This is a genomic window from Pseudomonas sp. RC10-4-2 (assembly GCF_050433085.1).
GTDB classification, from domain to species: domain Bacteria; phylum Pseudomonadota; class Gammaproteobacteria; order Pseudomonadales; family Pseudomonadaceae; genus Pseudomonas; species Pseudomonas aeruginosa.
Genome location: NZ_JBNPXX010000004.1, coordinates 506,744 through 528,697, shown reverse-complemented (window position 1 = coordinate 528,697; position 21,954 = coordinate 506,744). Strand labels below are relative to the sequence as shown.

The following is a 21,954-nucleotide window of genomic DNA, read 5'->3' as shown; positions in this document are numbered from 1 at the left end:
CCGTTCATCACCTCGTCGCCGAAGTCCGCCAAGGATCGCAGAATCCGGGCTTCAAGTGGGGTGGCAATGCTGTGTCTGTAGTCCGCGGCCATAAGCCGCCATGCTTTCACTGCCATGGGGTCATCCTCCAATGAGTACTGCTTCGCCAATAAAAACAAACGAGCAGGTACGTCTGAATCCGATCGTGTTCTTCGGCTCGACCGCACTGATCCTGGTTCTGACCGCCGCCCTCATCCTCTATCCCGACAGCGCCGGAGCCTTGCTCGGCCGCATCCAGGCGTGGCTGTCGCACAGCTTCGGCTGGTACTACATGCTGGCCATCGGCGCCTACCTGTTCTTCGTCGCCTGGGTGGCCTTCTCGCGCTTCGGCACCCTCAAGCTCGGCGAGGAGCATGAAAAGCCGGACTTCAGCTACGGCGCCTGGGCCGGCATGCTGTTCTCCTCCGGGATCGGCATCTCGCTGCTCTACTTCGCCGCATCCGAGCCGATCGACCACCTCTACCATCCACCCGAAGGCGTTCCCGGCAGCCCTCAGGCGGCGCGCCAGGCGCTGCAACTGACCTTCCTCCACTGGGGCCTGCACGGTTGGGCGATCTATGCCCTGGTCGGCCTCGCCGTCGGTTATTTCGCCTACCGCCATAGCCAGCCGCTGGCGTTGCGCTCGGCGCTCTATCCGATCCTCGGCGAGCGCTGGGTGAAAGGCGCCGCGGGCCACGCGGTGGATTGCTTCGGCATCTTCGTCACCCTTCTCGGGCTGGTGACCAACCTGGGCATCGGCGCCTTGCAGGTGTCGTCCGGTCTCGAGTACCTGACCGGCATGCCGCACAGCAAAGGCACCCTGCTGGCGGTGATCCTGGCGATGAGCCTGGTCGCCACCCTGGCGGCGGTCTCCGGTGTCGAGAAAGGCATCCGCCGGCTGTCCAACCTGAATATCGTGCTGTTCAGCTCGCTGCTGCTGTTCGTGCTGGTCTGCGGTTCGACCCTGGAACTGCTCAACGGCTTCGTACAGAACCTCGGCGACTATCTCGACGGCCTGGTGCTGAAGACCTTCGACCTCTACGTCTACACCGGTGCCGGCGCCGGCAAGAGCGAGGAATGGCTGGGCCTGTGGACCCTGTTCTACTGGGCCTGGTGGATTTCCTGGGCGCCCTTCGTCGGTATGTTCATCGCCCGCATCTCCCGCGGTCGCAGCGTGCGCGAACTGGTCTGCGGGGTGCTGCTGATCCCGCTGGGCTTCACCCTGGCCTGGCTGTCGGTATTCGGCAACAGCGCCCTGGACCTGGTGATGAACCACGGCGCGACCGACCTGGGCAAGGCCGCGCTGGAACAGCCGTCGATGTCGATCTACCTGCTGCTGGAACACTATCCGCTGTCGAAGATCGTCATCGGCCTGTCGATCTTCGTCGGCTTCGTGCTGTTCCTCACCCCGGCGGATTCCGGCTCGGTGATGCTGGCCAATCTCTCGCGCAGCGGCGGCGAGCTGGACGAGGACGCGCCGAACTGGCTGCGCATCCTCTGGTCGGCCGTCGTCACGCTAGTCACCATCGGCCTGCTGTTCGCCGGCAACTTCACGGCGATGCAAACCGTCGTGGTGCTCGCCGGGCTACCGTTCTCGGCGGTGCTGATCCTGTTCATGTTCGGCCTGCACAAGGCCATGCGCGCCGACTACGAGGCCCAGGTCGGCGACCGCCGCACCTACCAGCCAGTGCCGGCGCCAACCCAGCACCAGACCTGAATCCGGCGCCGCTAGGGCGCCCTCGCCAATCAGGTGCGTACTTGGCCCGGCGTTTCGCCGGGCCTTTCTTTTCTGCCGCCCGGCGCCCGGCGCATGCCGCAGGAACCGGCGCGCGGGAGCGTGCGAAAGGAAGAACAGACGGAAAAAGCGCGGAGGATAAACGCGAATGCCCGGCAGCGCCGGGCATTCGCAGCGGCCCCGAGCGGGCCTTGGGGGTCAGCCGAGGTTCTTGCCCAGCAGCGCGTGGTACAGCTCGCTGTCGCCGAGCACCCCGACCACCCTGTCCTGCTCCTGCAGAACCAGCTTGTGGCCGGTCTGGTAGCGAATCTGCAGGGCATCGCGCATACGGATGCTGACATCCACCAGGGTCGGTTCGCGGCGCAGCTTCTCCACCGGGTCGCCCTGGCGCCAGCGTTGCAGGTCGATGACGTTGCTGCCCTGGCGCGCGCCCTTGAGCACGTCGCCTTCGCTGAGACCGATCCAGCAGTCGCGGCCCTGGTCGAAGCAGATCTCGTCGTTCTGCCGGATGCACTGGTCGAGGCCACGCATCAGGCTCTGGCCGCACAGCACGTTGAGCGGGTTGGTATGGGCGACGAAGGTACGCACGTAGTCGTCCGCCGGGCTCAGCACGATCTCTTCCGGCTTGCCGTGCTGGATGATCCGGCCGTCCTTCATGATCGCGATGCGGGTGCCGATCTTCAGCGCCTCGTCGAGGTCGTGGCTGACGAACACGATGGTCTTGTGCAGTTGCCGTTGCAGCACCAGCAGTTCGTCCTGCAATTGCTGGCGGATCAGCGGGTCGAGGGCGGAGAACGGTTCGTCCATCAGCAGGATGTCGCCATCCATCGCCAGCGCGCGAGCCAGGCCGACGCGCTGCTGCATGCCGCCGGAGAGCGAGTCGGGACGCTTGTCGCGCCACTGCGAGAGACCGACCAACTCGAGCTTCTCGTCGATCAGCTTCTTCCGCTCGGCGGCCGGACGGCCCTGCATCTCCAGGCCGAAGCCGACGTTCTCGGCCACCGTCAGCCAGGGCATCAGGGCGAACTTCTGGAACACCATGGCGATGCGCTTGGTGCGCATGGCCTTGAGGGTCGCCGGCGAGCAGTTGGCGATGTCCACCTGCGAACCTTCGTGCTCGATCAGCAGCTTGCCGCGGCTGACCTTGTTCAGGCCGTTGATGCAGCGCAGCAGGCTCGACTTGCCGGAGCCGGAAAGTCCCATCAGCACGCAGATCTCGCCGCGGTTGACGTCCAGGCAGGCGTCCTCGACGCCGAGCACCTGGCCGGTGCGCTTGAGGATCTCGGCGCGGCCGAGGCCCTGGTCGAGGAGCTTCAGGGCTTCCTTGGTGTGGGTGCCGAAGATGACGTCCACATGGTCGAATCGGATCGCGGTCATGGCTTATTTCCCCTTCACGGCGCGCTGCTTGCACACCCGGTCGAGCAGGATGGCGAGCAGGACGATGGCCAGGCCGGCTTCGAAGCCGAGGGAGATGTCGGCGGTGTTCAGCGCGTTCACCACCGGCTTGCCGAGGCCATCGGCGCCGACCAGCGCGGCGATCACCACCATCGACAGGGAGAGCATGATGCATTGGGTGATGCCGGCGGCGATGCTCGGCATCGCGTGCGGCAGCTCGATGCGCGTGAGCAGTTGCCAGCGCGAGCAGCCGAAGGCCTTGCCGGCGTCGAGCAGCTCCGCCGGCACGTCCTGGATACCCAGGCAGGTCAGGCGGATCGGCGCGGCGACGGCGAAGATCACCGTGGAGATCAGGCCCGGCACCACGCCGAGACCGAACAGGGTCAGGGTCGGGATCAGGTAGACGAAGGTCGGTACCGTCTGCATCAGGTCCAGCAACGGCCGCAGCGCGGTGTAGAACCACGGCTTGTGCGCGGCGACGATGCCCAGCGGCACGCCCACGGCGATGCACACCAGGGTGGCGAATATCACCTGGGCGAGGGTTTCCATGGTCTCCTGCCAGTAGCCCAGGTTGAGGATCAGCAGCAACGAGGCCAGGGCGAACACGGTCAGCCCCCAGCTGCGCTGGATGAAATGCACCAGCCCTACCAGCAAGGCGATCAGCACCAACGGGTTGAACCAGAGCAAGCCGTTGGTGACGCCATGGATGAGGAACTCCAGGGTGTCGGAGATCTTGTCGAAGAACGATGCGCCATGCAGGGTCAGCCAGTCGACGAAACCGGCGATCTGCTCTCCCAGCGGGAGCTTGTGATCAGTCAGGAACATAATCAGGGTCCATCAAGAGCGGGAAATGAACGACCGGTCGCCTACTTGGCGAACGCCAGCTTGGCCGCGGCTGCGGCAGGCTGCCCGTCGCGCGTGGTGACACCGGCCAGCCAGGCATCCAGCTGTTCCGGGTGATCCTTCAACCAGGCCTTAGCGGCTTCCTCGGGTTTCTTGTTTTCGTTGAGTACCGCGTCCATCAGCTTGTTCTCCATCTCGAGGGTGAAGCTGAGGTTCTTCAGCAGTTGGCCGACGTTGGCGCACTCCTGGGCGTAGCCCTTGCGCACGTTGGTGTAGATGGTCGCGCCGCCATAGTTGGGGCCGAAGAAGTCGTCGCCGCCTTCCAGGTACTTCATCTGGAAGCGGGTATTCATGGGGTGCGGCTCCCAGCCGAGGAACACCACCCACTGGTTGCGCCGGATGGCCCGCTGCACCTGCGAGAGCATGCCCGCCTCGCTGGATTCCACCAACTTGAACTTGCCCAGTTCGAAGGCGTTCTTGTCGATCATGCTCTGGGCGACGCGGTTGCCGTCGTTGCCCGGCTCGATGCCGTAGATCTTGTTGCCCAGCTTGTCGGAGAACTTCGCGATATCGGCGAAGCTGCGCAGGCCGCCGTCGTAGACGTACTGGGGAACCGCCAGGGTGTACTTGGCGCCCTCCAGGTTGGCGCGCAGTGTCTCGACCGTACCTTTCTCGGCGTACTGCTTGATGTCGTTGGTCATGGTGGGCATCCAGTTGCCCAGGAATACGTCGAGGTCGTTGTTGGCCAGGGAACGGTAGGTCACCGGCACCGAGAGCAGATTGACCTTGGTCTTGTAGCCGAGGGACTCGAGGACCTGGCGGGTGACCGCGGTGGTCACTGTGATGTCGGTCCAGCCGACGTCGGCGAAACGCACCGACGCACAGGATTCGGGCTCCGCGGCCTGGGCTGCCAGCGGTGCGCACAGAGACACGACCAGCAGCCAAGACTTGCAACCTTTCATAGCGAACTCCTCTGCAGGGTAAGGCGCCGGCGCTACCCCGAAGGGCGCGGCGGTCTGTCTGTATCGGGCCGACCGGTAGCGGCCCTCAGCGGGCAATTCGTGAACGATCATGAAACAGGACGCATCCGTCGCCTACAGGGTGGGTCGCAACCAGTGCAGGCGGGGTCGCATTCAGTACCCGCTGTGTCGCATTCAATCATAGTGGTCTTTGCCGGCGACCAGCGGATGCCGTTTTCGGAGCGGCGCGAGCCCGTTCTCATTCCGACGCCGTGCAGGTGCAGACGCCCCCCGGCCGCAGAGGTTCCCCGATCCGGGCGCGGACGCGGCGCTTTTGGACATGGCCGGGTCGGTGGCGGATGCGGCCCGCCCCGGGGAAAGCCCGATGATGCGCAGGAATCGCGGGCGGAGGAGCCGCCACCCCCACTACGCAGGCACGGATGCCGCGGCAATCCCGGAGGCCGGCATGGCTATCAGTGTGTTCGACCTTTTCAAGATCGGTATCGGCCCGTCCAGTTCGCATACCGTCGGCCCCATGCGCGCCGCCGCGCTGTTCACCGCTGCCCTGCGCCAACGCCAGGCGCTGTCGGCGGTGCGGCGTCTCGAAGTGCGCCTGTACGGCTCGCTGTCCGCCACCGGCGTCGGCCACGGCACCGATCGCGCGGTGATCATGGGCCTGATGGGCGAATGGCCGGATCGTATCGACCCGACCCAGATCGCCCCGCGCATGGCCGCGCTGCTCGATAGCGGCCTGCTGCAACTGGACGGCCGCGTGGCGGTACCGTTCGACTGGGTGCGCGACATGCGCCTGCTCGACGAGAACCTGCCCTACCACCCCAACGCCATGACCCTGGTCGCCTACGGCGAGCAAGGCGAACTGCACCAGGAGACCTACTACTCGGTGGGCGGGGGCTTCGTGGTCGATGCGGCACAGGCCGCCTCGGGACAGCTCGACCAGGACCACACGGGGCTGCCCTACGACTTCTCCAGCGCCGAGGAACTGTTGCTGCTGTGCAAGCGCCACAACCTGCGGGTATCCGAGCTGATGCTGGCCAACGAACGCATCTGGCGCAGCGAGACCGATATCCGCGAAGGCCTGCGGCGCATCTGGCAGGCGATGCGCGATTGCGTCGACAACGGGTTGCGCAACGAAGGCATCCTTCCCGGCGGGCTCAACGTGCAACGCCGCGCCGCGCGCCTGCACCGCAACCTGCAGGAGATCGGCAAGCCCAACGTGATCGGCTCAACCCTCAGCGCCATGGAATGGGTCAACCTGTTCGCCCTGGCGGTGAACGAGGAGAACGCCGCCGGCGGACGCATGGTCACCGCGCCCACCAACGGCGCGGCGGGGATCATCCCGGCGGTGCTGCACTACTATATGAAGTTCAATCCCGACGCCCAGGACCGCGACGTCGTCGACTACCTGCTGGCCGCCGCCGCGGTGGGCATCCTGTGCAAGAAGAACGCCTCGATTTCCGGCGCCGAGGTCGGCTGCCAGGGCGAGGTCGGCTCGGCCTGCGCGATGGCCGCCGCCGGCCTGGCGGAAGTCCTCGGCGCCACCCCGGCGCAGGTCGAGAACGCTGCCGAGATCGGCCTGGAACACAACCTCGGGCTGACCTGCGACCCGGTTGGCGGGCTGGTCCAGGTACCCTGTATCGAGCGCAACGCGATCGCCGCGGTGAAGGCCATCAACGCGGCGCAAATGGCCTTGCGCGGCGACGGCCAGCATTTCATCTCGCTGGACAAGGTGATCCGCACCATGCGCGACACCGGCGCCGACATGCACGACAAGTACAAGGAAACCTCGCGCGGGGGCCTGGCGGTGAACGCCATCGAGTGCTGAACCGGAATTGCTCACGAAACGATCGAGACGCCACTTTTTGGCGCATATGACGCGTGACCGGGCGGTCGCCATCCGTCACACTGCGGGGTAACGGCTCGCCGCCCGTCGTTACCTTTGTCGCCACGGCCGCTGCCCCGCCTTCTCACCGGGGGCCGCCCTGGTGCTACCGAAATGCCCAGGCGCGCGGCGCGCCGCCAGCCGTCGCCCATGCTGTCGTTGTGCCAGGCCCGAGTGGAAATGCCGGGCTAAAGCCTTCCGGCTTTTTTGATTGAACGCCCAATCAATATAGGCATGGCATTTGCCTTGCTCTGGTTACAAGCAACGCCGACGGCGTGGCCCAAGCAGCCACCCGGAAATTCCAACAATCATAAAAAAAGCCTCGTGAGAGGCCTGCTTGCTCAGCGTGAGGAGATACACCCATGACCACGTACGCGCCCGGAGTTCCGCCACAGAACCGAAATCCGCAGTCCATCGGCTTCCTGCTGCTGGATAACTTCACCCTGATCTCCCTGGCCTCGGCGGTGGAACCGTTGCGCATGGCCAACCAGCTCTCGGGACGCGAACTCTACCGCTGGCATACGCTGAGCCTGGACAGCCGCCAGGTCTGGGCCAGCGACGGCCTGCAGATCACCCCCGACGCCGGTACCGACAACGCCCCGGCGGTGGATTGCGTGATCGTCTGCGGCGGCGTCGGCATCCAGCGCAGCGTCACCCGCGAGCACGTCACGTTCCTCCAGGCCCAGGCCCGCCAGGGTCGGCGCCTCGGCGCAGTGTGCACCGGCAGTTGGGCGCTGGCCCGCGCCGGCCTGCTCGACGGCTACGATTGCAGCGTGCACTGGGAATGCCTGGCGGCGATGCAGGAAGCCTTCCCCCGGGTGGCCATGAGCACCCGCCTGTTCTCCATCGACCGCAACCGCTTCACCTCTTCCGGCGGCACCGCGCCGATGGACATGATGCTGCACCTGATCGGCCGCGAGCATGGCCGCGAGCTGTCGGCGGCGATCTCCGAGATGTTCATCTACGAGCGCATCCGCAACGAGCAGGACCACCAGCGCGTGCCGCTCAAGCACATGCTCGGCACCAACCAGCCGAAGTTGCAGGAGATCGTCGCGCTGATGGAGGCCAACCTGGAGGAACCGATCGACCTCGACGAACTGGCGGTCTACGTCAACGTCTCGCGTCGCCAGCTCGAGCGGCTGTTCCAGAAGTACCTGCACTGCTCGCCGTCGCGCTACTACCTGAAGCTGCGCCTGATCCGCGCCCGCCAGTTGCTCAAGCAGACGTCCATGTCGATCATCGAGGTGGCCTCGGTCTGCGGCTTCGTCTCCACCCCGCACTTCTCCAAGTGCTACCGCGAGTACTTCGGCATCCCGCCGCGCGACGAGCGCCAGGGTCAGCCGCTGGGCCAGCCGGTGGTGCTGATGCCGATCCCGCAGGACCTGGCGCTGATGCCCAACTCCTCGGCGCTGTCGGCCCTGAGCCAGGCGCAGGGCGAGTCGACCTTCGCCAGCGTGCGGATCTGACGGCGCGTCCCTGCCCGCCCCGTCCACGGGGGCGGGCAGGGCCTTGTCAGCCCCGCGGCACCAGCGCCGGCAGCAGTTGCCGGGAAATCGCCTCGCGCACCGCCGGGAGCAGCGTGGCGTGCCCGCCGAGCATGTCCTCCACCAGCCGCCGCAGCGCCTGGGCGCGCTCCGGGCTGAGGCCGCGCACGGCGTATTCGCAGGCCTGCTCCGGAGTCGAGTCCGGCGGCACGCTGAAGCCCAGCGCCTGCAGGCGTTCGCGGAAATCGTCCTGGTCGATCAGATCGGCGTGCATCATCGCGGCAGCTCCTTCGATGGGGATTGCCATCGATTCTGCTGAGCCCACGTCGCTCCCGGCAAGGGGGCTGTCCCGCCTGGACATGGGCAGGTCGTTTTCGGCTAATTCGACCGTCAGCGACACCGCCACAATCACCTCCAGCGGCTTGCGGAATGCAGCGGACGGCTTCCGGAAAACGCCAGACTCACACTGAGGGCCGTTCCTGGCTCCTTTTTCATCCCCCTCCGCGCGTCGGGCGCGGCAGGGGGATCTTTTTGCCGGGAGCCGGCTAACCGGCGTCGAGTCCCGCCCGACAGTGTTCCCAGAAGCGCTCGAAGCCCGGCGAGAGGAACTTGTCGCGCTGGCGCAGCATGTAGAAACGCCGGCGCAACGGCGGCAGGCTGCTGCGCAGCTCGACCAGCGCGCCGGAGGCCAACTGTTCCTCGACCACCCAGCGCGACAGGCAACTGATGCCCAGCCCGGCGGCGACGCTGTGCTTGATCGCCTCGGAGCTGCCCAGGTCCAGGCTGTCTTCCAGGTAATGCAGGTGGCCCAGCAGGGCGTGACTGACCTCCTCGCGCGTGCCCGAGCCGGGCTCGCGCAGCAGCCAGCGCGCACGGCGCAGGGCCTCGCGGGAGACCTGGGTGCGCAAGGCCAGCGGGTGGCCGGGCGCCGCCACCACGATCAGGCTGTCCTCGAGCCAGGGCTCCACCCGCAGGCCCGGCTCGTGGCAGGGGCCTTCGATGAGGCCGATGTCCGCCGCGAAGGTCACCACGTCCTGCACCGCCGAACCGGTGTTGCCGATGCTGGCGTTGACCCTCACCCCCGGCTGCTCCCGCTCGAAGGAGGCCAGCAGGCGTGGCAGCACGTAGTTGCCGATGGTGCTGCTGGCCGCCACCGTCAGGCTCGCCTGGGGCGCGGCGGAAACCGCGAACTGCTGCTCCAGTTGCGCCACCCCGTCGAGCAGGCGCAATGCCTGGGGCAGGAAGCGGCGGCCGACCTCGTTCAGTTGCAGGCGCTTGCCGACCCGGTCGAACAGGCGCGTGGAAAGCTGCGATTCCAGCTCGTTGAGCGCGGCGCTGGTGGCCGACTGCGACAGCGAGATGGATTCCGCCGCCGCCGTGGTACTGCCGCAGCGAGCCACCGCACAGAAGATCTGGAGCTGACGGAAACTGAGGGCCATGGACTCACCTACCTGTTTTTCAGGTATTTAATACAGAAACTATTCGTTTCACAAATTCATGCCCGCTACCTAACCTGCGTCCCGTGACCTCACCTGAGGAGCGAAGGATGCACACCCTCCCCGTCAAGACCGGTACCAGACCCCTGGCCCAGGTCCAGAAACTCATCCCCGGCCTGCTGCTCAGCGCCGCCCTGGCCGGCGTGGCGATCCTCCTGGGTCGTTCGCAATGGTTGCAGCACAACGGCATCAGCGCGCTGACCCTGGCCATCGTGCTCGGCATCCTCGTCGGCAACACCCTGTACCCTCGGATCGCCGCCGGCAGCGCCGCCGGCGTCGGCTTCTCCAAGCAGATCCTGCTGCGCGCCGGGATCATCCTCTACGGCCTGCGCCTGACCTTCCAGGACATCGCCGGCGTCGGATTGCACGGCGTGCTGCTGGACGCCCTGATGCTCGCCAGCACCTTCGGCCTGGCGTGCCTGCTCGGCACCCGGCTGTTCGGCCTGGACCGCACCACCACCCTGCTGATCGGCGCCGGCAGTTCGATCTGCGGCGCCGCCGCGGTGATGGCCACCGAGCCGGTCGTGCGTGGCCGCGCCGAACAGGTCGCGGTGGCGGTTTCCACCGTGGTGGTGTTCGGCACCCTGGGCATCTTCCTCTATCCGGCGCTGTTCCAGCTCGACCAGGATTGGGGGCTGCTACCGCGCGACCCTGGCACCTGGGGCGTGTACATCGGTGCCACGGTGCACGAGGTGGCCCAGGTGGTCGCCGCGGGTCGCTCGATCGGCATCGAGGCAGCGGATACCGCAGTGATCGCCAAGATGGTCCGGGTAATGATGTTGGCGCCCTTCCTGATCCTGCTCTCGGCCTGGCTGGCACGCGACAAGGCGCACCGCCGGCAGCACAGCGGCGCGACCAAGATCACCATTCCCTGGTTCGCCGTCGGCTTCGTACTGGTCGCCGGGCTCAACTCGCTGGTCAGCCTGCCGCCGGCGCTGGTCAGCCACGTCAACGACCTCGACACCTTCCTCCTGGCCATGGCAATGGCCGGCCTCGGCCTCGGCACGCACCTCTCGGCGATCCGCCGCGCCGGCCTCAAGCCGCTGCTGCTGGCCGCCCTGCTATTCGCCTGGCTGGTGCTCGGCGGTGGATTCCTCACCCGCCTGGCGCTCGCCTGAGTCCTCCGCCAGGAAGCCCTGCACGGCCCGCCGCAAGGCCTCGTGCAGGGCTTCCACCTCATCGATGCCGTGGCCGCGCAGGCAGCCATGGACCAGCCCGCTTCCCGGATAGAACCCTGCCTCGCCACCCGCCGCGCGTAGCGCTGCGCCATAGCGCTCGCCGTCGTCGCGCAGCGGATCGAATTCGGCAACCGCCACGAAGGCCGGCGGCAGGCCAGTGAAATCAGCGGCCTCCAGGGGTAGCGCCAGCGGCTGTCGGTGCAGCGCCGCCAGCGGCAGGTAGGCGTCCAGGCACGCCTGCACATCGCCGAGGCCGAGCAACGGCGCGTCGGCGCAGTCGATCCGCGAGGGCGATGGCGCAGCGGACAGCAAGGGATAGAGCAATATCTGCGCGGCCGGCGACGGCGCGCCGCCATCGCGCAGGGCCAGGCACAGCGCCGCCGCCAGGTTGCCGCCGGCGCTGTCGCCGGCCACCAGCAGGCGTCGCCCATCCAGCGCTTCGTCCAGCTCGCCCAGGCTCAGCGCCTGCCAGGCACGCAGGCAATCCTGCAATGCCGCCGGGAACGGATGCTCCGGCGCCAGTCGGTAATCCACCGCCAGCACCAGCAGGCCCAGGCGCGCCGCCAGGTCGGCGCAGATGAAATCGTGTGAATCGAGGCCGCCGAGCATCCAGCCGCCACCGTGCAGGTAGAGCAGCGCCGGCCAGCCACCGGGCGGTGCCGGGCGGTCGGGGCGATAGCGGCGCACGCGCACCGGCGGCGCGGCCGGCAAGCAGGAGTCGAGCACCCGCAAACCGGCCGGGCGCGGCGGCGCGAACGCCTGGCACATCCGCGCGTAGGCCGCACGTTGCGCATCCAGGCGCGGACTGTCGCTGGCGAACGCCCGGCTGTGCTCGACGAAGCGCCACATCGCCGGAGACAGCGGATACTTCGCAGCCATCGCGCTCAGCGCAGCGGCGGCAGGCCGATCACCCGACCGACGCCTTCCGGCACGGGGAGCGCGCGATGTGCCTCGGCGAGCGCCTCGACCCGCGCCAGCACCTCGCCTTCGAACGGTGCCGAGCGCGGGCCGTCGAGGCTGACGTGGAGCAGCATCTGCTCGCTCAGCGCCAGCGCCTGCCCGCTGCCAGGCAGGTACAGGGCATGGTGGATATGCAGGCGCTTGCGATCGTGACCGAGCAGTTGCGTGCGCACCTCGACCCTGGCGCCCTCCTTCACCTCATGGAGGAAGTTCAGGTGGCATTCCAGGGTGAACAGCGAGTGTCCGCTGGCGTCGCGGTTCTGGCTGTGCAGGCCGATATGCGCCATCAGCGCATCGGTGGCGTAGCTGAACACCAGCAGGTAGAACGCATCGCGCAAGTGGCCGTTGTAGTCCACCCACTCGGGCAGGACCGGCGTCTCGTAGGTCGTCAGGACTTGGCTCATGGCAGGCTCCGTGGTTGCGCTACGTCCGGCGGGGCGGAAGGCGCGTCATGTCACTCGGCGAAGGCGAAGCCGTGCCGGGCCTTGGTTTCCCTGATCGCCCCGAGCACCGCCAGCAGGCAGTCGTCGCGGTAGCGCTCGAGCTCGGCGATGCTGCGCGCGCCCTGCTGCTCGGCGGTGCCCTCCACCACCCGGTCGATCAGGGCTTCGGTGAGTTCCGGCGCCGGCAGGTAGGTCCAGGGCAATTGCAGCGCCGGGCCGAACTGCGCCATGAAGTGGCGCATGCCGGCGTTGCCACCGGCCAGGGTGTAGGTCAGGAAGGTGCCCATGAACGACCAGCGCAGGCCGGCGCCGAAGCGGATCGCATCGTCGATCTCGCCGGTCGTGGCCACGCCGTCGTTGACCAGGTGCAGCGCCTCGCGCCAGAGCGCCTCGAGCAAGCGGTCGGCGATGAAGCCGGGCACTTCCTTGCGTACGTGCAGCGGACGCATGCCCAGCGATTCGTAGACCCGCATCGCCGCCCGCACGGCCTCGGCAGCGGTGCGTTCGCCGCCGACCACCTCCACCAGCGGCAGCAGGTAGACCGGATTGAAGGGGTGGCCGACCAGGCAGCGCTCGGGGTGGCTCGCCTCGGCGTAGAACTCGCTGGGCAGCAGGCCCGAGGTGGAGGAACCGATCAGCACGTCGGGCCGCGCCGCGGCGCTGATCCTGGCGTGCAGGTCGAGCTTCAGGTCGAGCCGCTCGGGGGCGCTCTCCTGGATGAAATCGGCGTCGCCCACGCATTCCTCGATGCTCGCGACGAAGCGCAGGCGCTCCTGCGCCGCGCCGGGCGCCAGGCCCTGTTTCCGCAAGGCCGGCCAGGCATTGGCGACGCGCGCGCGCAACGCCGCTTCGGCGCCCGGCGCCGGATCCCAGGCGACGACGTCGAGGCCGTGGGCCAGGGCGCGGGCGATCCAGCCGCTGCCGATGACGCCGCTACCGAGGGCGGCGAAGGTCTTGATCTCGGTGACGAAGGACATGGACATCTCCAGAAGTTGTTCCCGCCCCCGACGGGGCGGGGAGGAAGAAATCAGCGCGGCTTCAGGTTCATCCTGCGGCGCCCTTCCGCCGGGCTCAGGGCGCGCCCGCCGAGGCGCTCGATGATCTCGATGGCGCGCTCCACCAGGCTGCCGTTGCTCGCCGGCACGCCCTTGTCCAGCCAGATGTTGTCCTCCAGGCCGACCCGCACGTTGCCGCCCAGCAACATGGCCTGGGCGACCATCGGCATCTGCGTGCGGCCGATGCCGAAGCCGGCCCAGGTCGCCCCCGGCGGCAGGTTGTCGGCCATCGCCTTCATGGTCGTGGTATCGGCCGGCGCGCCCCAGGGAATGCCCAGGCAGATCTGGAACAGCGGATCCTCCAGCAGCCCTTCCTTGAGCATCTGCTTGGCGAACCAGAGGTGGCCGGTATCGAAGATTTCCAGCTCGGCCTTGACCCCCAGCTCGGTGATGCGCCGGGCGCCGGCGCGCAGTTGCGCAGGGGTGGAGACGTAGATGTAGTCGCCGTCGCCGAAATTGAGGGTGCCGCAGTCCAGGGTGCAGATTTCCGGCAGCAGCTCCTCGACATGCCTGAGCCGCTCCAGCGGGCCGACCAGGTCGGTGCCGGCACCGAACTCCAGGGGCTGCTCGCCCTTGCCGATCTCCAGGTCGCCGCCCATGCCGGCGGTGAGGTTGATGATCACATCGGTGTCGCTTTCGCGGATACGCTCGACCACTTCGCGGTACAGCGCCACGTCGCGGCTGGGCTTGCCGGTGGCGGGGTCGCGGACATGGCAGTGGGCGACGGTGGCGCCGGCCCTGGCCGCCTCGATGGCGGCCTCGGCAATCTGTTTCGGGGTGACCGGGATCGCCGGATGCCGGCCGACGGTATCGCCGGCGCCGGTCACCGCGCAGGTGACGATGACTTCATGGTTCACGGTGGTAGCTTCCTGTATTCGGGGTGTACGAAGCCCCGCCCGGCCGCGCCGGGCGGAACGGATAGGTGCGGGTTACTTCAGCGAGGCCTGGAGCGCGGCCAGGCCGTCCTTGCCGTCGAAGGTGCTCACGCCATCCAGCCAGGCCTTCAGCGGCTCGGGGTTGGCCTTCAGCCACTGGCGCGCGGCGTCGAGGGGCTGGGTGCGATCGAGGATCGGCGCCATCACCTGGCTGACCTGGGCGCTGCTGAAGCGCAGGTTGTGCAGCAGCCGGGCGACGTTGCCGCACTGCGCCTGGTAGCCGGCGGCGGTCATGGTGGAGACGGTGGCCGCGCCTTCGTCGGGACCGAACACATCCTCGCTGCCGGTGAGGTAGGTCATGTCGATCTGCAGGTTCATCGGATGCGGCTTCCAGCCGAAGAACACCACCCACTGCTTGCGCTTGATCGCCCGCTTCACCGCCGTGAGCATCCCGGCCTCGCTGGACTCCACCAGCTGGAAGCCCTTCAGGCCGAAACGGTTGTCGTCGATCATCTTCCGGGTGATGCGGTTCGAGCCGCTGCCCGGCTCGATGGCGTAGATGCGGCCGCCAAGCTTGTCCTTGAAGCGGGCGATGTCGGCGAAGGTCTTCAGCCCGCCCTCGGCGACGTAGCTCGGCACCGCATAGGTGGACTGCGCGTCGGCCAGGGTCGGCGGCTCGATCACTTCGATCCGGCCTTTGTCCAGGTAAGGCCTGGCGACCGGCTGCATGGTCGGTTGCCAGTAGCCGAGGAACAGGTCCAGCTGCTTGTCGGCCAGGCCGGCCAGGACGATCTGTTGCGAGGCGCTGGTCTGCTTCACCTGGTAGCCCAGGCCGTCGAGCAAGGCTTCGGCCACGGCGCTGCTGGCGACCACGTCGGTCCAGTTCACCGTGCCCAGGCGCACCGTGCGGCACTGCTCGGGTTCGGCGGCCAGGGCGGCGCCACTGGCCAGGATCAGCAGGGCGCAGCCCAGCTGGCGAATCGTCGTCTTCATCGGTCTCCCCTCGTGCGGCTATTGATTGTTTTTCTGCGAGGTGGGCGCCGGCCCCTTGCGAGACCGACCCTGGCGACCAAGGTACGCAGCCGGGACGGCGGCGAAGCGCACTGCGGCGACCAGCTCTTGCACTGCAGCGACCTGGCCATTGCCAAGCGCGGCGGGCCTGCGCTACACACAGGCTGCGCAACCTCAACCCCGGAGCGCCCCATGTCCCAGGACTTCTGGTTTCTCCTGCTGCCCGGCTTCTCGGTAATGGGCTTCGTTTCCGCCGTGGAGCCACTGCGAGTGGCCAACCGCTTCCACGCCGACCTCTACCGCTGGCACGTGCTCAGCGCCGACGGCGGTCCGGTGCTGGCCAGCAATGGCATGTCGGTGAACAGCGACGGCGCGCCGGAGCCGTTGAAGAAAGGCGACCTGCTGTTCGTGGTGGCCGGTTTCGAGCCGCTGCGGGCGGTCACCCCGGCACTGGTGCAGTGGCTGCGCAAGCTCGATCGCAACGGCGTGACCCTCGGTGGCATCGATACCGGCAGCGTGGTGCTGGCCGAGGCCGGTCTGCTCGACGGGCGCCGCGCGACCCTGCACTGGGAAGCCATCGACGCCTTCCAGGAGTCCTACCCGCAACTGAGCGTGACCCAGGAGCTGTTCGAGATCGACGGTCCGCGCATCACCTCGGCCGGCGGCACCGCCTCCATCGACCTGATGCTCGACCTGATCGCCCAGGCCCACGGTCCGCAACTGGCGGTGCAGGTTTCCGAGCAGTTCGTGCTCGGCCGCATCCGCCCGCGCCAGGACCACCAGCGCCTGCAGGTGGCGACCCGCTATGGCGTGAGCAACCGCAAGCTGGTGCAGGTGATCGGCGAGATGGAGCGGCATACCGAGCCGCCACTGACCACCCTGGAGCTGGCCGAGCGCATCCAGGTCACCCGCCGCCAGCTGGAACGGCTGTTCCGCGTGCACCTGGACGACACGCCCTCGAACTTCTACCTCGGCCTGCGCCTGGACAAGGCCCGCCAGTTGCTGCGCCAGACCGACCTCAGCGTGCTACAGGTGAGCCTGGCCTGCGGCTTCGAGTCGCCGTCGTACTTCTCCCGCAGCTACCGCGCGCGCTTCGCCGCCAGTCCCAGCCAGGATCGCGCGGTGCTGCCGCTCAAGGCTCCCGCAGCCACGCCGCCAGGCGCGCCAGCAGGGCATCGCACGCCTCGAGCTGAGCGAGGCTGACGAACTCGTCCGGCTTGTGGCCCTGGTCCATGCTGCCGGGACCGCAGATCACCGCCGGGATACCGGCCTGGTGGAACAGCCCGCCCTCGGTGCCGAAGGCCACGGTGGAGAAATCCGTCGAACCGCTGAGCAGGCCGATCAGCTCCACCGCCTGGCTGTCGTCTGCGGTGAGCAGGCCGGGATAGGCCGATAGCGGCGTGAAGCGGATATCGGTACTTCGCTCCACCGCGCGCATCCGCGGCAGCAGTTCGCTTTCGGCATAGTCGCGGAGTTCCTCGGCGACCTGCCGCGGGTCGTCCGCCGGCAGCGCGCGGACCTCGAAGTCGAAGCGGCACTCGGCGGGCACGATGTTCAGCGCCCGGCCGCCCTGGATCAGTCCGGTCTGCACCGTCGAGTAGGGCGGGTCGAAACGCCGGTCGTGGCGCTCCGGCACCGCCAGGCGCGCGCCGATCTCGCCGAGGCGGCCGATCAGCCGCGCGGCGTATTCGATGGCATTCACCCCCTGCGGCGCGTAGGCCGAATGGCAGGCCGCGCCGTGCACCTCGCAGCGCATGGCCAGCTTGCCCTTGTGGCCGAGCACCGGCTTCAGCTCGGTGGGCTCGCCGATGATGCACAGCAACGGCTTGTGCGGACGCCGCTCCAGCGCCGCGAGCAGCGAACGGACGCCCAGGCAGCCGACTTCCTCGTCGTAGGAGAACGCCAGGTGCACCGGCAGGCGCAACGGCGCGGCGAGGAACGCCGGGACGGCCGCCAGCACGCAGGCCAGGTAGCCCTTCATGTCCGCCGTGCCACGCCCGTAGAGGCGGCCATCGCGCTCGCTGAGCCGGAACGGCGGCACGCTCCAGGCCTGGCCGTCCGCCGGCACCACGTCGGTATGCCCGGAAAGGCAGACGCCGCCACGGTCGCTGGGGCCGATGGTGGCATAGAGATTGGCCTTGCGGCCGTCGGCGTCGAAGAACAGTTCGCTGTCGACGCCGAAACCCGCCAGGTAGTCGCGGACGTAGTCGATCAGCGCCAGGTTGGACTCGCGGCTGACGGTGTCGAAGGCCACCAGGTCGGCGAGGATGTCGCGGCTGCCGGGCATGTCGGGCTCCAGGGCGCAGGTCTCGCGCTGCGCCGTCGAGGAAGGGAACGACCCGCTCACTCGTCGCCGGGCACGCCGTAGCTCGGCGCACGGGTCGGGTCGAGGGCGCGGGTCACATAGTCCTGCATCTGCGGCTTGTAGGCGAGCCACAGTCGCTCGAGCTGGCCGATGGGGTCGTGCTCGGCCCAGTCGACGCGCAGGTCGACCACCGGCCAGAGCAGGTCGCCGACCACCGACAGCGCCGCCGAATGCACCGGCCCGGCTTCGCCACCAGCGGCCAGCGCGGCACGCATCGCCGCCAGCAGGCGCTCGGCGAGCAGGCCTTCGGCGTTCTCGAAGGCATCCACCATCGCCTCGATCACTTCCGGCGCGGCCAGCAGGTTGCCGGCCGCCACGCATTGTTCGCCGGCCCGCGCATGGTGGACGCCGAGCGCCTCGCGGCCGGTGAACAACGCGGTGCGGCCGTGCTGGTCGATCACCGTGACCTGGCGATACTGGCCATAGCCGTTGCTGCTCAGCGCCTGGTCCAGCGCTTCGCCAGGGGCCAGGCCCTGGTCGAGGCGGTCGAGGATCTGCGGGCCGAGCGCCGGCAGGGTGATGTTCTGCGTAGCCACCGCGCCGGTGCCGGCGCGCAGCCAGGGACAACGGGCGCCGACGGCGATGCTCGACGAGCTGATGGCGATGCCCAGCTGGCCGGTTTCGGCGCAGCGGCCGACGATGGAAAAGGTCATGGCGCGCGCCTCCTCATTGCTGCCAGTCGTCGGGAATCACCGCGATCACGTCGATCTCCATCAGCCACTGCGGCTGGCCGAGGGCCGAGACCACCAGTCCGGTGGAGATCGGGAACACCCCTTTGAGCCACTTGCCGACTTCGCGATAGACCGGCTCGCGGTAGCGCGGATCGATCAGGTAGGTGGTGGTCTTGACGATGTGCGAGAGGTCGCTGCCGGCTTCCTCCAGCAGTTGCTTGACGTTCTTCATCGCCTGCTCGGCCTGGGCGCGCGGGTCGCCGAGGCCGACCAGGTTGCCGTCGAAGTCGGTGCCGACCTGGCCGCGCACGTACACCGTGTTGCCGGCGCGCACGGCCTGGCAGAGATCGTTGTCCAGGGACTGGTTGGGGTAGGTGTCCTTGGTGTTGAACATGCGAATGCGGGTATGGGTAGGCATCAGCTGACTTCCTGGAGGCTGGTTTGCGGAGCTTGCGAGGCGCGGTCCTGTTCCTGGCGCTGGGCAGCGTCGCGGTATGCGAGGTACTTGCGCTGGATGGCGATGTGGTCGGCGACATGGCGCGCGTCGTGCCAGACGCCCCAGATGAACGAGGAGCCGCGCCGCGACAGCCAGGGCAGGCCGATGAAATACACGCCGGGTTCGCTGGACACGCCACGCTGGTGGCGCGGCTTGCCGTCGCGGTCGAAGGCATCGACCTGCAGCCAGCCGAAGTCGACGGCATAGCCGGTGGCCCAGATGATGCTGCCCACCCCGGCCTCGGCCAGGTCCAGTTCGAGGATCGGATCGGTCACGCACTGCGGGTCCGGCAGCCGGCGGCGCGCCTCGGGCTCTTCCGGCAGGTCAAGGCCGTTGCGGGCGATATAGGCGTCGGCGGCGTCGAGCAACGCCAGGTAGTTCTCGTCGCCGCGCGCCAGGTTCTCCGCCAGGTCCGGCCGGAAGGTCGCGACGCCGTCGACGAAGGATTCGGTCAGTCCGACCAGGGTCACGCCCTGATGCGCCAGGGCGCGGAAGTCCACGGTATGTCCGCCGCGGGCACCGCTCACGGCGATGGTCACATGCTCGCGCCCGGGCTTGGCGACTTCCGCATCCCATTCGCCGAGCACGCCCAGCCACCAGCAGAAGTCGCGGTTGCGGTAGGAACGCGGCGGACGGTCATGAGCGCCCACCGAGAGGTAGACCTGGCGCCCGGCACGTTGCAGCTCGTCGGCGATCTGTACCCCCGACGAACCGGCGCCGACCACCAGTACCGCACCTTCGGGCAGCTGCTGCGGGTTGTAGTAGTGGGCCGAGTGGATCTGCCGGATACGCTCGTCGCGCGGCGCGATCGGCGGGATCACCGGACGCTGGAACGGGCCAGTGGCGGCGACCACGCGGTTGGCCTCGATGGTCCCTGCGGAGGTGTCCACGGTGAAGCCGGGGCGGCCGACATTGCGCACCACCTTCCTCACCTCGACGCCGGTACGGATCGGCGCGTCGAATTTCTTCGCGTAGGCCTCGAAATAGGCCGCCACCTGGTCCTTGCCGGGGAAACCGTCGGGATCGATGTCGAATTCCATTCCCGGGAAGCGGTCGTGCCAGGCCGGGCCGTTGGCCACCAGCGAATCCCAGCGTCCGCTGCGCCAGGCCTCGGCGATGCGGTTGCGCTCCAGGACCAGGTGCGGCACGCCGAGCCGGCTCAGGTGCTCGCTCATCGCCACGCCGGCCTGGCCGGCGCCGACGACGAGGGTGTCGGTCTTTTCCACGGTCCCGTCCGTGCGCGAGGGCAAGGCGGTGCGATTCAGGTCGGTCATGGCTCGGTTCCTCGGACTCTGGTCGTTCTTGTTCTGCGGTTGCGTGATGGCCGCATTCTGTTCAGAGCCGGGGAATAGCGAAATTATGATTTTTGTAGTCGCTGGCTAGGGAAAAGCTGCACGCCCGCGCGGTCGGCGGGCGGCAGAGGCGTCGCTCAGGACCTGCCGACGATCTGGCGAGCTGGAGAAACCGGGCGAAAACGGACGGGGAAGCGGAGTCCCCGAACGGCAACCGAGCTTTCCGAAGCCGTTTCCAACGCGGTTTTGCCGACGTACAGAGTTCGCGAAGGTTTTCAGAGGATCGGCGAGACCAGCCGCGCCACGCGCATCCCCAGTTGCTGCAGGCGGCGCACGCTGCGGCGGTCTTCCGGAGTGAATTCGAGCGACTCGGCGAAGTCCGCCTCGAGCATCGCCTCCACCTCGCCGGCGAAGCCCTCGTCGACGGTCACCACCATCACCTCGAAATTCAGCCGGAACGAACGGTTGTCCAGGTTGGCGCTGCCGACGGCGGCGGTGTCGCGGTCCACCAGCACCACCTTCTGGTGGAGGAAGCCGGGCTGGTAGCGGAACACCTTGACCCCGGCACGGATCGCCTCCAGCGCGTAGAGGCTGGACGCGGCATACACCGTGCGGTGGTCCGGGCGCGAGGGTATCAGCAGGCGCACGTCGACGCCGCGCAGCACCGCCAGGCGCAGGGCGGCCATCACCGCTTCGTCGGGAACGAAATACGGCGAGGTGATCCAGACCCGCTCGTGGGCGGCGTTGATCATCTCGACGAAGAACAGCGAGCAGGTTTCCTGGGCATCCGCCGGACCGCTGGCGACTACCTGGCAGAGCGCGCCCTCGCTGTCGTACTGCGGCGGCAGGATCAGCGGCGGCAGGCTGTGGGTCGCCCAGTACCAGTCCTCGGCGAAGCTTTCCTGCAGGCACGCCACCGCCGGCCCGCGCAGTTCCATGTGGGTGTCGCGCCAGGGCGCCAGCGGCGGCTTCTCGCCGAGGTACTCGACGCCGACGTTGTGCCCGCCGACGAAACCGCACTCGCCATCCACCACCACGACCTTGCGGTGGTTGCGGAAATTCACCTGGAAGCGGTTGAGCATGCCGCTGCCGGTGCTGAAGCCATGCATCTGCACGCCGCCCTGGCGCAGCCGCTCGACATAGCGGTGCGGCAGCGCGTGGCTGCCGATGGCGTCATAGAGGAAGAACACCTCCACGCCGTTGGCCGCACGTTCCAGCAGCAGTTGCTGGAGGCGCTGGCCGAGGGCGTCGTCGCGGACGATGAAGAACTGCACCAGGATCACCTGGCGGGCGGCGGAAATCGCCTTGAACATCGCCTCGAAGCTGGCCTCGCCGTTGACCAGCAGGCGCACCCGGTTGTTCGCCAGGGTCGGCGTGCGGGTCATCCGCACCAGCGCCTTGAGCCCCTTGTAGCCGCTGACCTGGCGGGCCGCCAGGGCCTCCTCGACCCAGGGACGCCAGTCCAGCTCGGCGGCCGCCAGGTGCATCTCGCGGTTGGCCTGGCGCCGCGCCTCGATGTAGGCGTCGAAACGGCTGCGACCGAACACCAGGTACGGCAGCAGGGTCAGGTACGGCATGAATACCAACGAGGTGGCCCAGGCGATCGCGCCCTGGGCGGTGCGCACGGTGAGCACGGCATGGATGGCGGCGACGAAGCCGAGTACCTGGATACCGACCAGCAGCAGGCCGAGGTAGGTGGTGGAGGTCATTGCGCGAGGTCGATCCTTGTCCACTCCGGTGGCGGCCATCATAGCCCTCTCCGGGGTAGGTCTGGCCAG

20 protein-coding genes are annotated in these 21,954 nt (G+C 68.0%); 5 read left to right on the top strand and 15 right to left on the bottom strand.

What is annotated here, in order from left to right; all coding sequences use genetic code 11:
- Window positions 1–184: 184 nt before the first annotated feature.
- Window positions 185–1,735, top strand: coding sequence for a BCCT family transporter (locus tag FHW81_RS21235; protein ID WP_034054816.1), 1,551 nt, complete (start codon window positions 185–187; stop codon window positions 1,733–1,735).
- A gap of 216 nt (window positions 1,736–1,951) precedes the next feature.
- Here FHW81_RS21235 and choV read toward each other — a convergent pair whose 3' ends face one another.
- The 3 genes from choV to FHW81_RS21220 are packed head-to-tail and all read right to left on the bottom strand — an operon-like array spanning window position 1,952 to window position 4,953.
- Window positions 1,952–3,130 carry a choline ABC transporter ATP-binding protein gene (gene choV, locus FHW81_RS21230; protein WP_003096690.1) on the bottom strand — a complete coding sequence of 393 codons (1,179 nt, stop codon included), beginning with the start codon at window positions 3,128–3,130 and terminating at the stop codon, window positions 1,952–1,954.
- 3 nt (window positions 3,131–3,133) lie between these two features.
- The gene (gene choW, locus FHW81_RS21225; protein ID WP_003096692.1) at window positions 3,134–3,973 is read right to left on the bottom strand and encodes a choline ABC transporter permease subunit; all 840 of its coding nucleotides are present in this window, start codon (window positions 3,971–3,973) and stop codon (window positions 3,134–3,136) included.
- Between the two features lie 41 nt (window positions 3,974–4,014).
- Window positions 4,015–4,953, bottom strand: coding sequence for a choline ABC transporter substrate-binding protein (locus tag FHW81_RS21220; RefSeq protein ID WP_003111338.1), 939 nt, complete (start codon window positions 4,951–4,953; stop codon window positions 4,015–4,017).
- Window positions 4,954–5,416: 463 nt separating this feature from the next.
- On the opposite strand from FHW81_RS21220, the gene FHW81_RS21215 reads away from it, so the two are divergent.
- Window positions 5,417–6,793, top strand: coding sequence for an L-serine ammonia-lyase (locus FHW81_RS21215; RefSeq protein WP_023090976.1), 1,377 nt, complete (start codon window positions 5,417–5,419; stop codon window positions 6,791–6,793).
- A gap of 419 nt (window positions 6,794–7,212) precedes the next feature.
- Complete coding sequence (locus FHW81_RS21210) at window positions 7,213–8,316, top strand: GlxA family transcriptional regulator (protein ID WP_023090977.1); 1,104 nt, start codon at window positions 7,213–7,215, stop codon at window positions 8,314–8,316.
- A gap of 46 nt (window positions 8,317–8,362) precedes the next feature.
- Here FHW81_RS21210 and FHW81_RS21205 read toward each other — a convergent pair whose 3' ends face one another.
- Together FHW81_RS21205 and FHW81_RS21200 are read right to left on the bottom strand one after the other, a co-directional pair.
- On the bottom strand, window positions 8,363–8,611 hold the full coding sequence (locus FHW81_RS21205; RefSeq protein ID WP_003096701.1) for a hypothetical protein: 249 nt from the start codon (window positions 8,609–8,611) through the stop codon (window positions 8,363–8,365).
- A 268-nt stretch (window positions 8,612–8,879) separates the two neighbouring features.
- Window positions 8,880–9,773: a LysR family transcriptional regulator gene (locus tag FHW81_RS21200; protein ID WP_003096704.1), complete on the bottom strand. Its 894-nt coding sequence runs from the start codon at window positions 9,771–9,773 to the stop codon at window positions 8,880–8,882.
- A gap of 107 nt (window positions 9,774–9,880) precedes the next feature.
- Between FHW81_RS21200 and FHW81_RS21195 the strand changes: the two genes are divergently transcribed.
- Complete coding sequence (locus FHW81_RS21195; RefSeq protein ID WP_003114439.1) at window positions 9,881–10,948, top strand: YeiH family protein; 1,068 nt, start codon at window positions 9,881–9,883, stop codon at window positions 10,946–10,948.
- Here FHW81_RS21195 and FHW81_RS21190 read toward each other — a convergent pair.
- The 5 genes from FHW81_RS21190 to FHW81_RS21170 all read right to left on the bottom strand — a co-directional run bounded on the left by FHW81_RS21190 (window position 10,892) and on the right by FHW81_RS21170 (window position 15,334).
- A complete protein-coding gene (locus FHW81_RS21190) occupies window positions 10,892–11,887 on the bottom strand; it encodes an acylcarnitine hydrolase (protein ID WP_003115631.1) in 996 nt (331 codons plus the stop codon). The genes FHW81_RS21195 and FHW81_RS21190 overlap by 57 nt on opposite strands.
- A 5-nt stretch (window positions 11,888–11,892) precedes the next feature.
- Window positions 11,893–12,372, bottom strand: a complete 480-nt coding sequence (locus tag FHW81_RS21185) for a thioesterase family protein (RefSeq protein WP_023090979.1) — start codon at window positions 12,370–12,372, stop codon at window positions 11,893–11,895.
- Between the two features lie 50 nt (window positions 12,373–12,422).
- The gene (locus tag FHW81_RS21180; protein WP_003096713.1) at window positions 12,423–13,388 is read right to left on the bottom strand and encodes an L-carnitine dehydrogenase; all 966 of its coding nucleotides are present in this window, start codon (window positions 13,386–13,388) and stop codon (window positions 12,423–12,425) included.
- 50 nt (window positions 13,389–13,438) lie between these two features.
- Window positions 13,439–14,323: a 3-keto-5-aminohexanoate cleavage protein gene (locus FHW81_RS21175; RefSeq protein ID WP_003096716.1), complete on the bottom strand. Its 885-nt coding sequence runs from the start codon at window positions 14,321–14,323 to the stop codon at window positions 13,439–13,441.
- Window positions 14,324–14,395: 72 nt separating this feature from the next.
- Window positions 14,396–15,334: a choline ABC transporter substrate-binding protein gene (locus FHW81_RS21170; RefSeq protein WP_003096718.1), complete on the bottom strand. Its 939-nt coding sequence runs from the start codon at window positions 15,332–15,334 to the stop codon at window positions 14,396–14,398.
- A 210-nt stretch (window positions 15,335–15,544) separates the two neighbouring features.
- Here FHW81_RS21170 and cdhR point away from each other — a divergent pair, with 210 nt between their 5' ends.
- Entirely contained in the window at window positions 15,545–16,555 is a 1,011-nt protein-coding gene (gene cdhR / locus FHW81_RS21165) for an HTH-type transcriptional regulator CdhR (RefSeq protein WP_023090980.1), read from the top strand.
- Here cdhR and argE read toward each other — a convergent pair.
- The 5 genes from argE to cls form a co-directional block, all read right to left on the bottom strand.
- Complete coding sequence (gene argE, locus FHW81_RS21160; RefSeq protein ID WP_023090981.1) at window positions 16,485–17,639, bottom strand: acetylornithine deacetylase; 1,155 nt, start codon at window positions 17,637–17,639, stop codon at window positions 16,485–16,487. The genes cdhR and argE overlap by 71 nt on opposite strands.
- 56 nt (window positions 17,640–17,695) lie before the next feature.
- Entirely contained in the window at window positions 17,696–18,370 is a 675-nt protein-coding gene (locus FHW81_RS21155) for a DUF1028 domain-containing protein (RefSeq protein ID WP_003106037.1), read from the bottom strand.
- Between the two features lie 13 nt (window positions 18,371–18,383).
- The gene (locus tag FHW81_RS21150) at window positions 18,384–18,806 is read right to left on the bottom strand and encodes a RidA family protein (RefSeq protein WP_003096732.1); all 423 of its coding nucleotides are present in this window, start codon (window positions 18,804–18,806) and stop codon (window positions 18,384–18,386) included.
- Window positions 18,806–20,158 (bottom strand): flavin-containing monooxygenase, encoded by a 1,353-nt coding sequence (locus FHW81_RS21145; RefSeq protein ID WP_003122387.1) that lies wholly within the window; start codon window positions 20,156–20,158, stop codon window positions 18,806–18,808. Before FHW81_RS21145 ends, FHW81_RS21150 begins: the two co-directional genes overlap by 1 nt.
- 293 nt (window positions 20,159–20,451) lie before the next feature.
- Window positions 20,452–21,924, bottom strand: coding sequence for a cardiolipin synthase (gene cls, locus FHW81_RS21140; RefSeq protein WP_003121332.1), 1,473 nt, complete (start codon window positions 21,922–21,924; stop codon window positions 20,452–20,454).
- Window positions 21,925–21,954 lie beyond the last annotated feature (30 nt).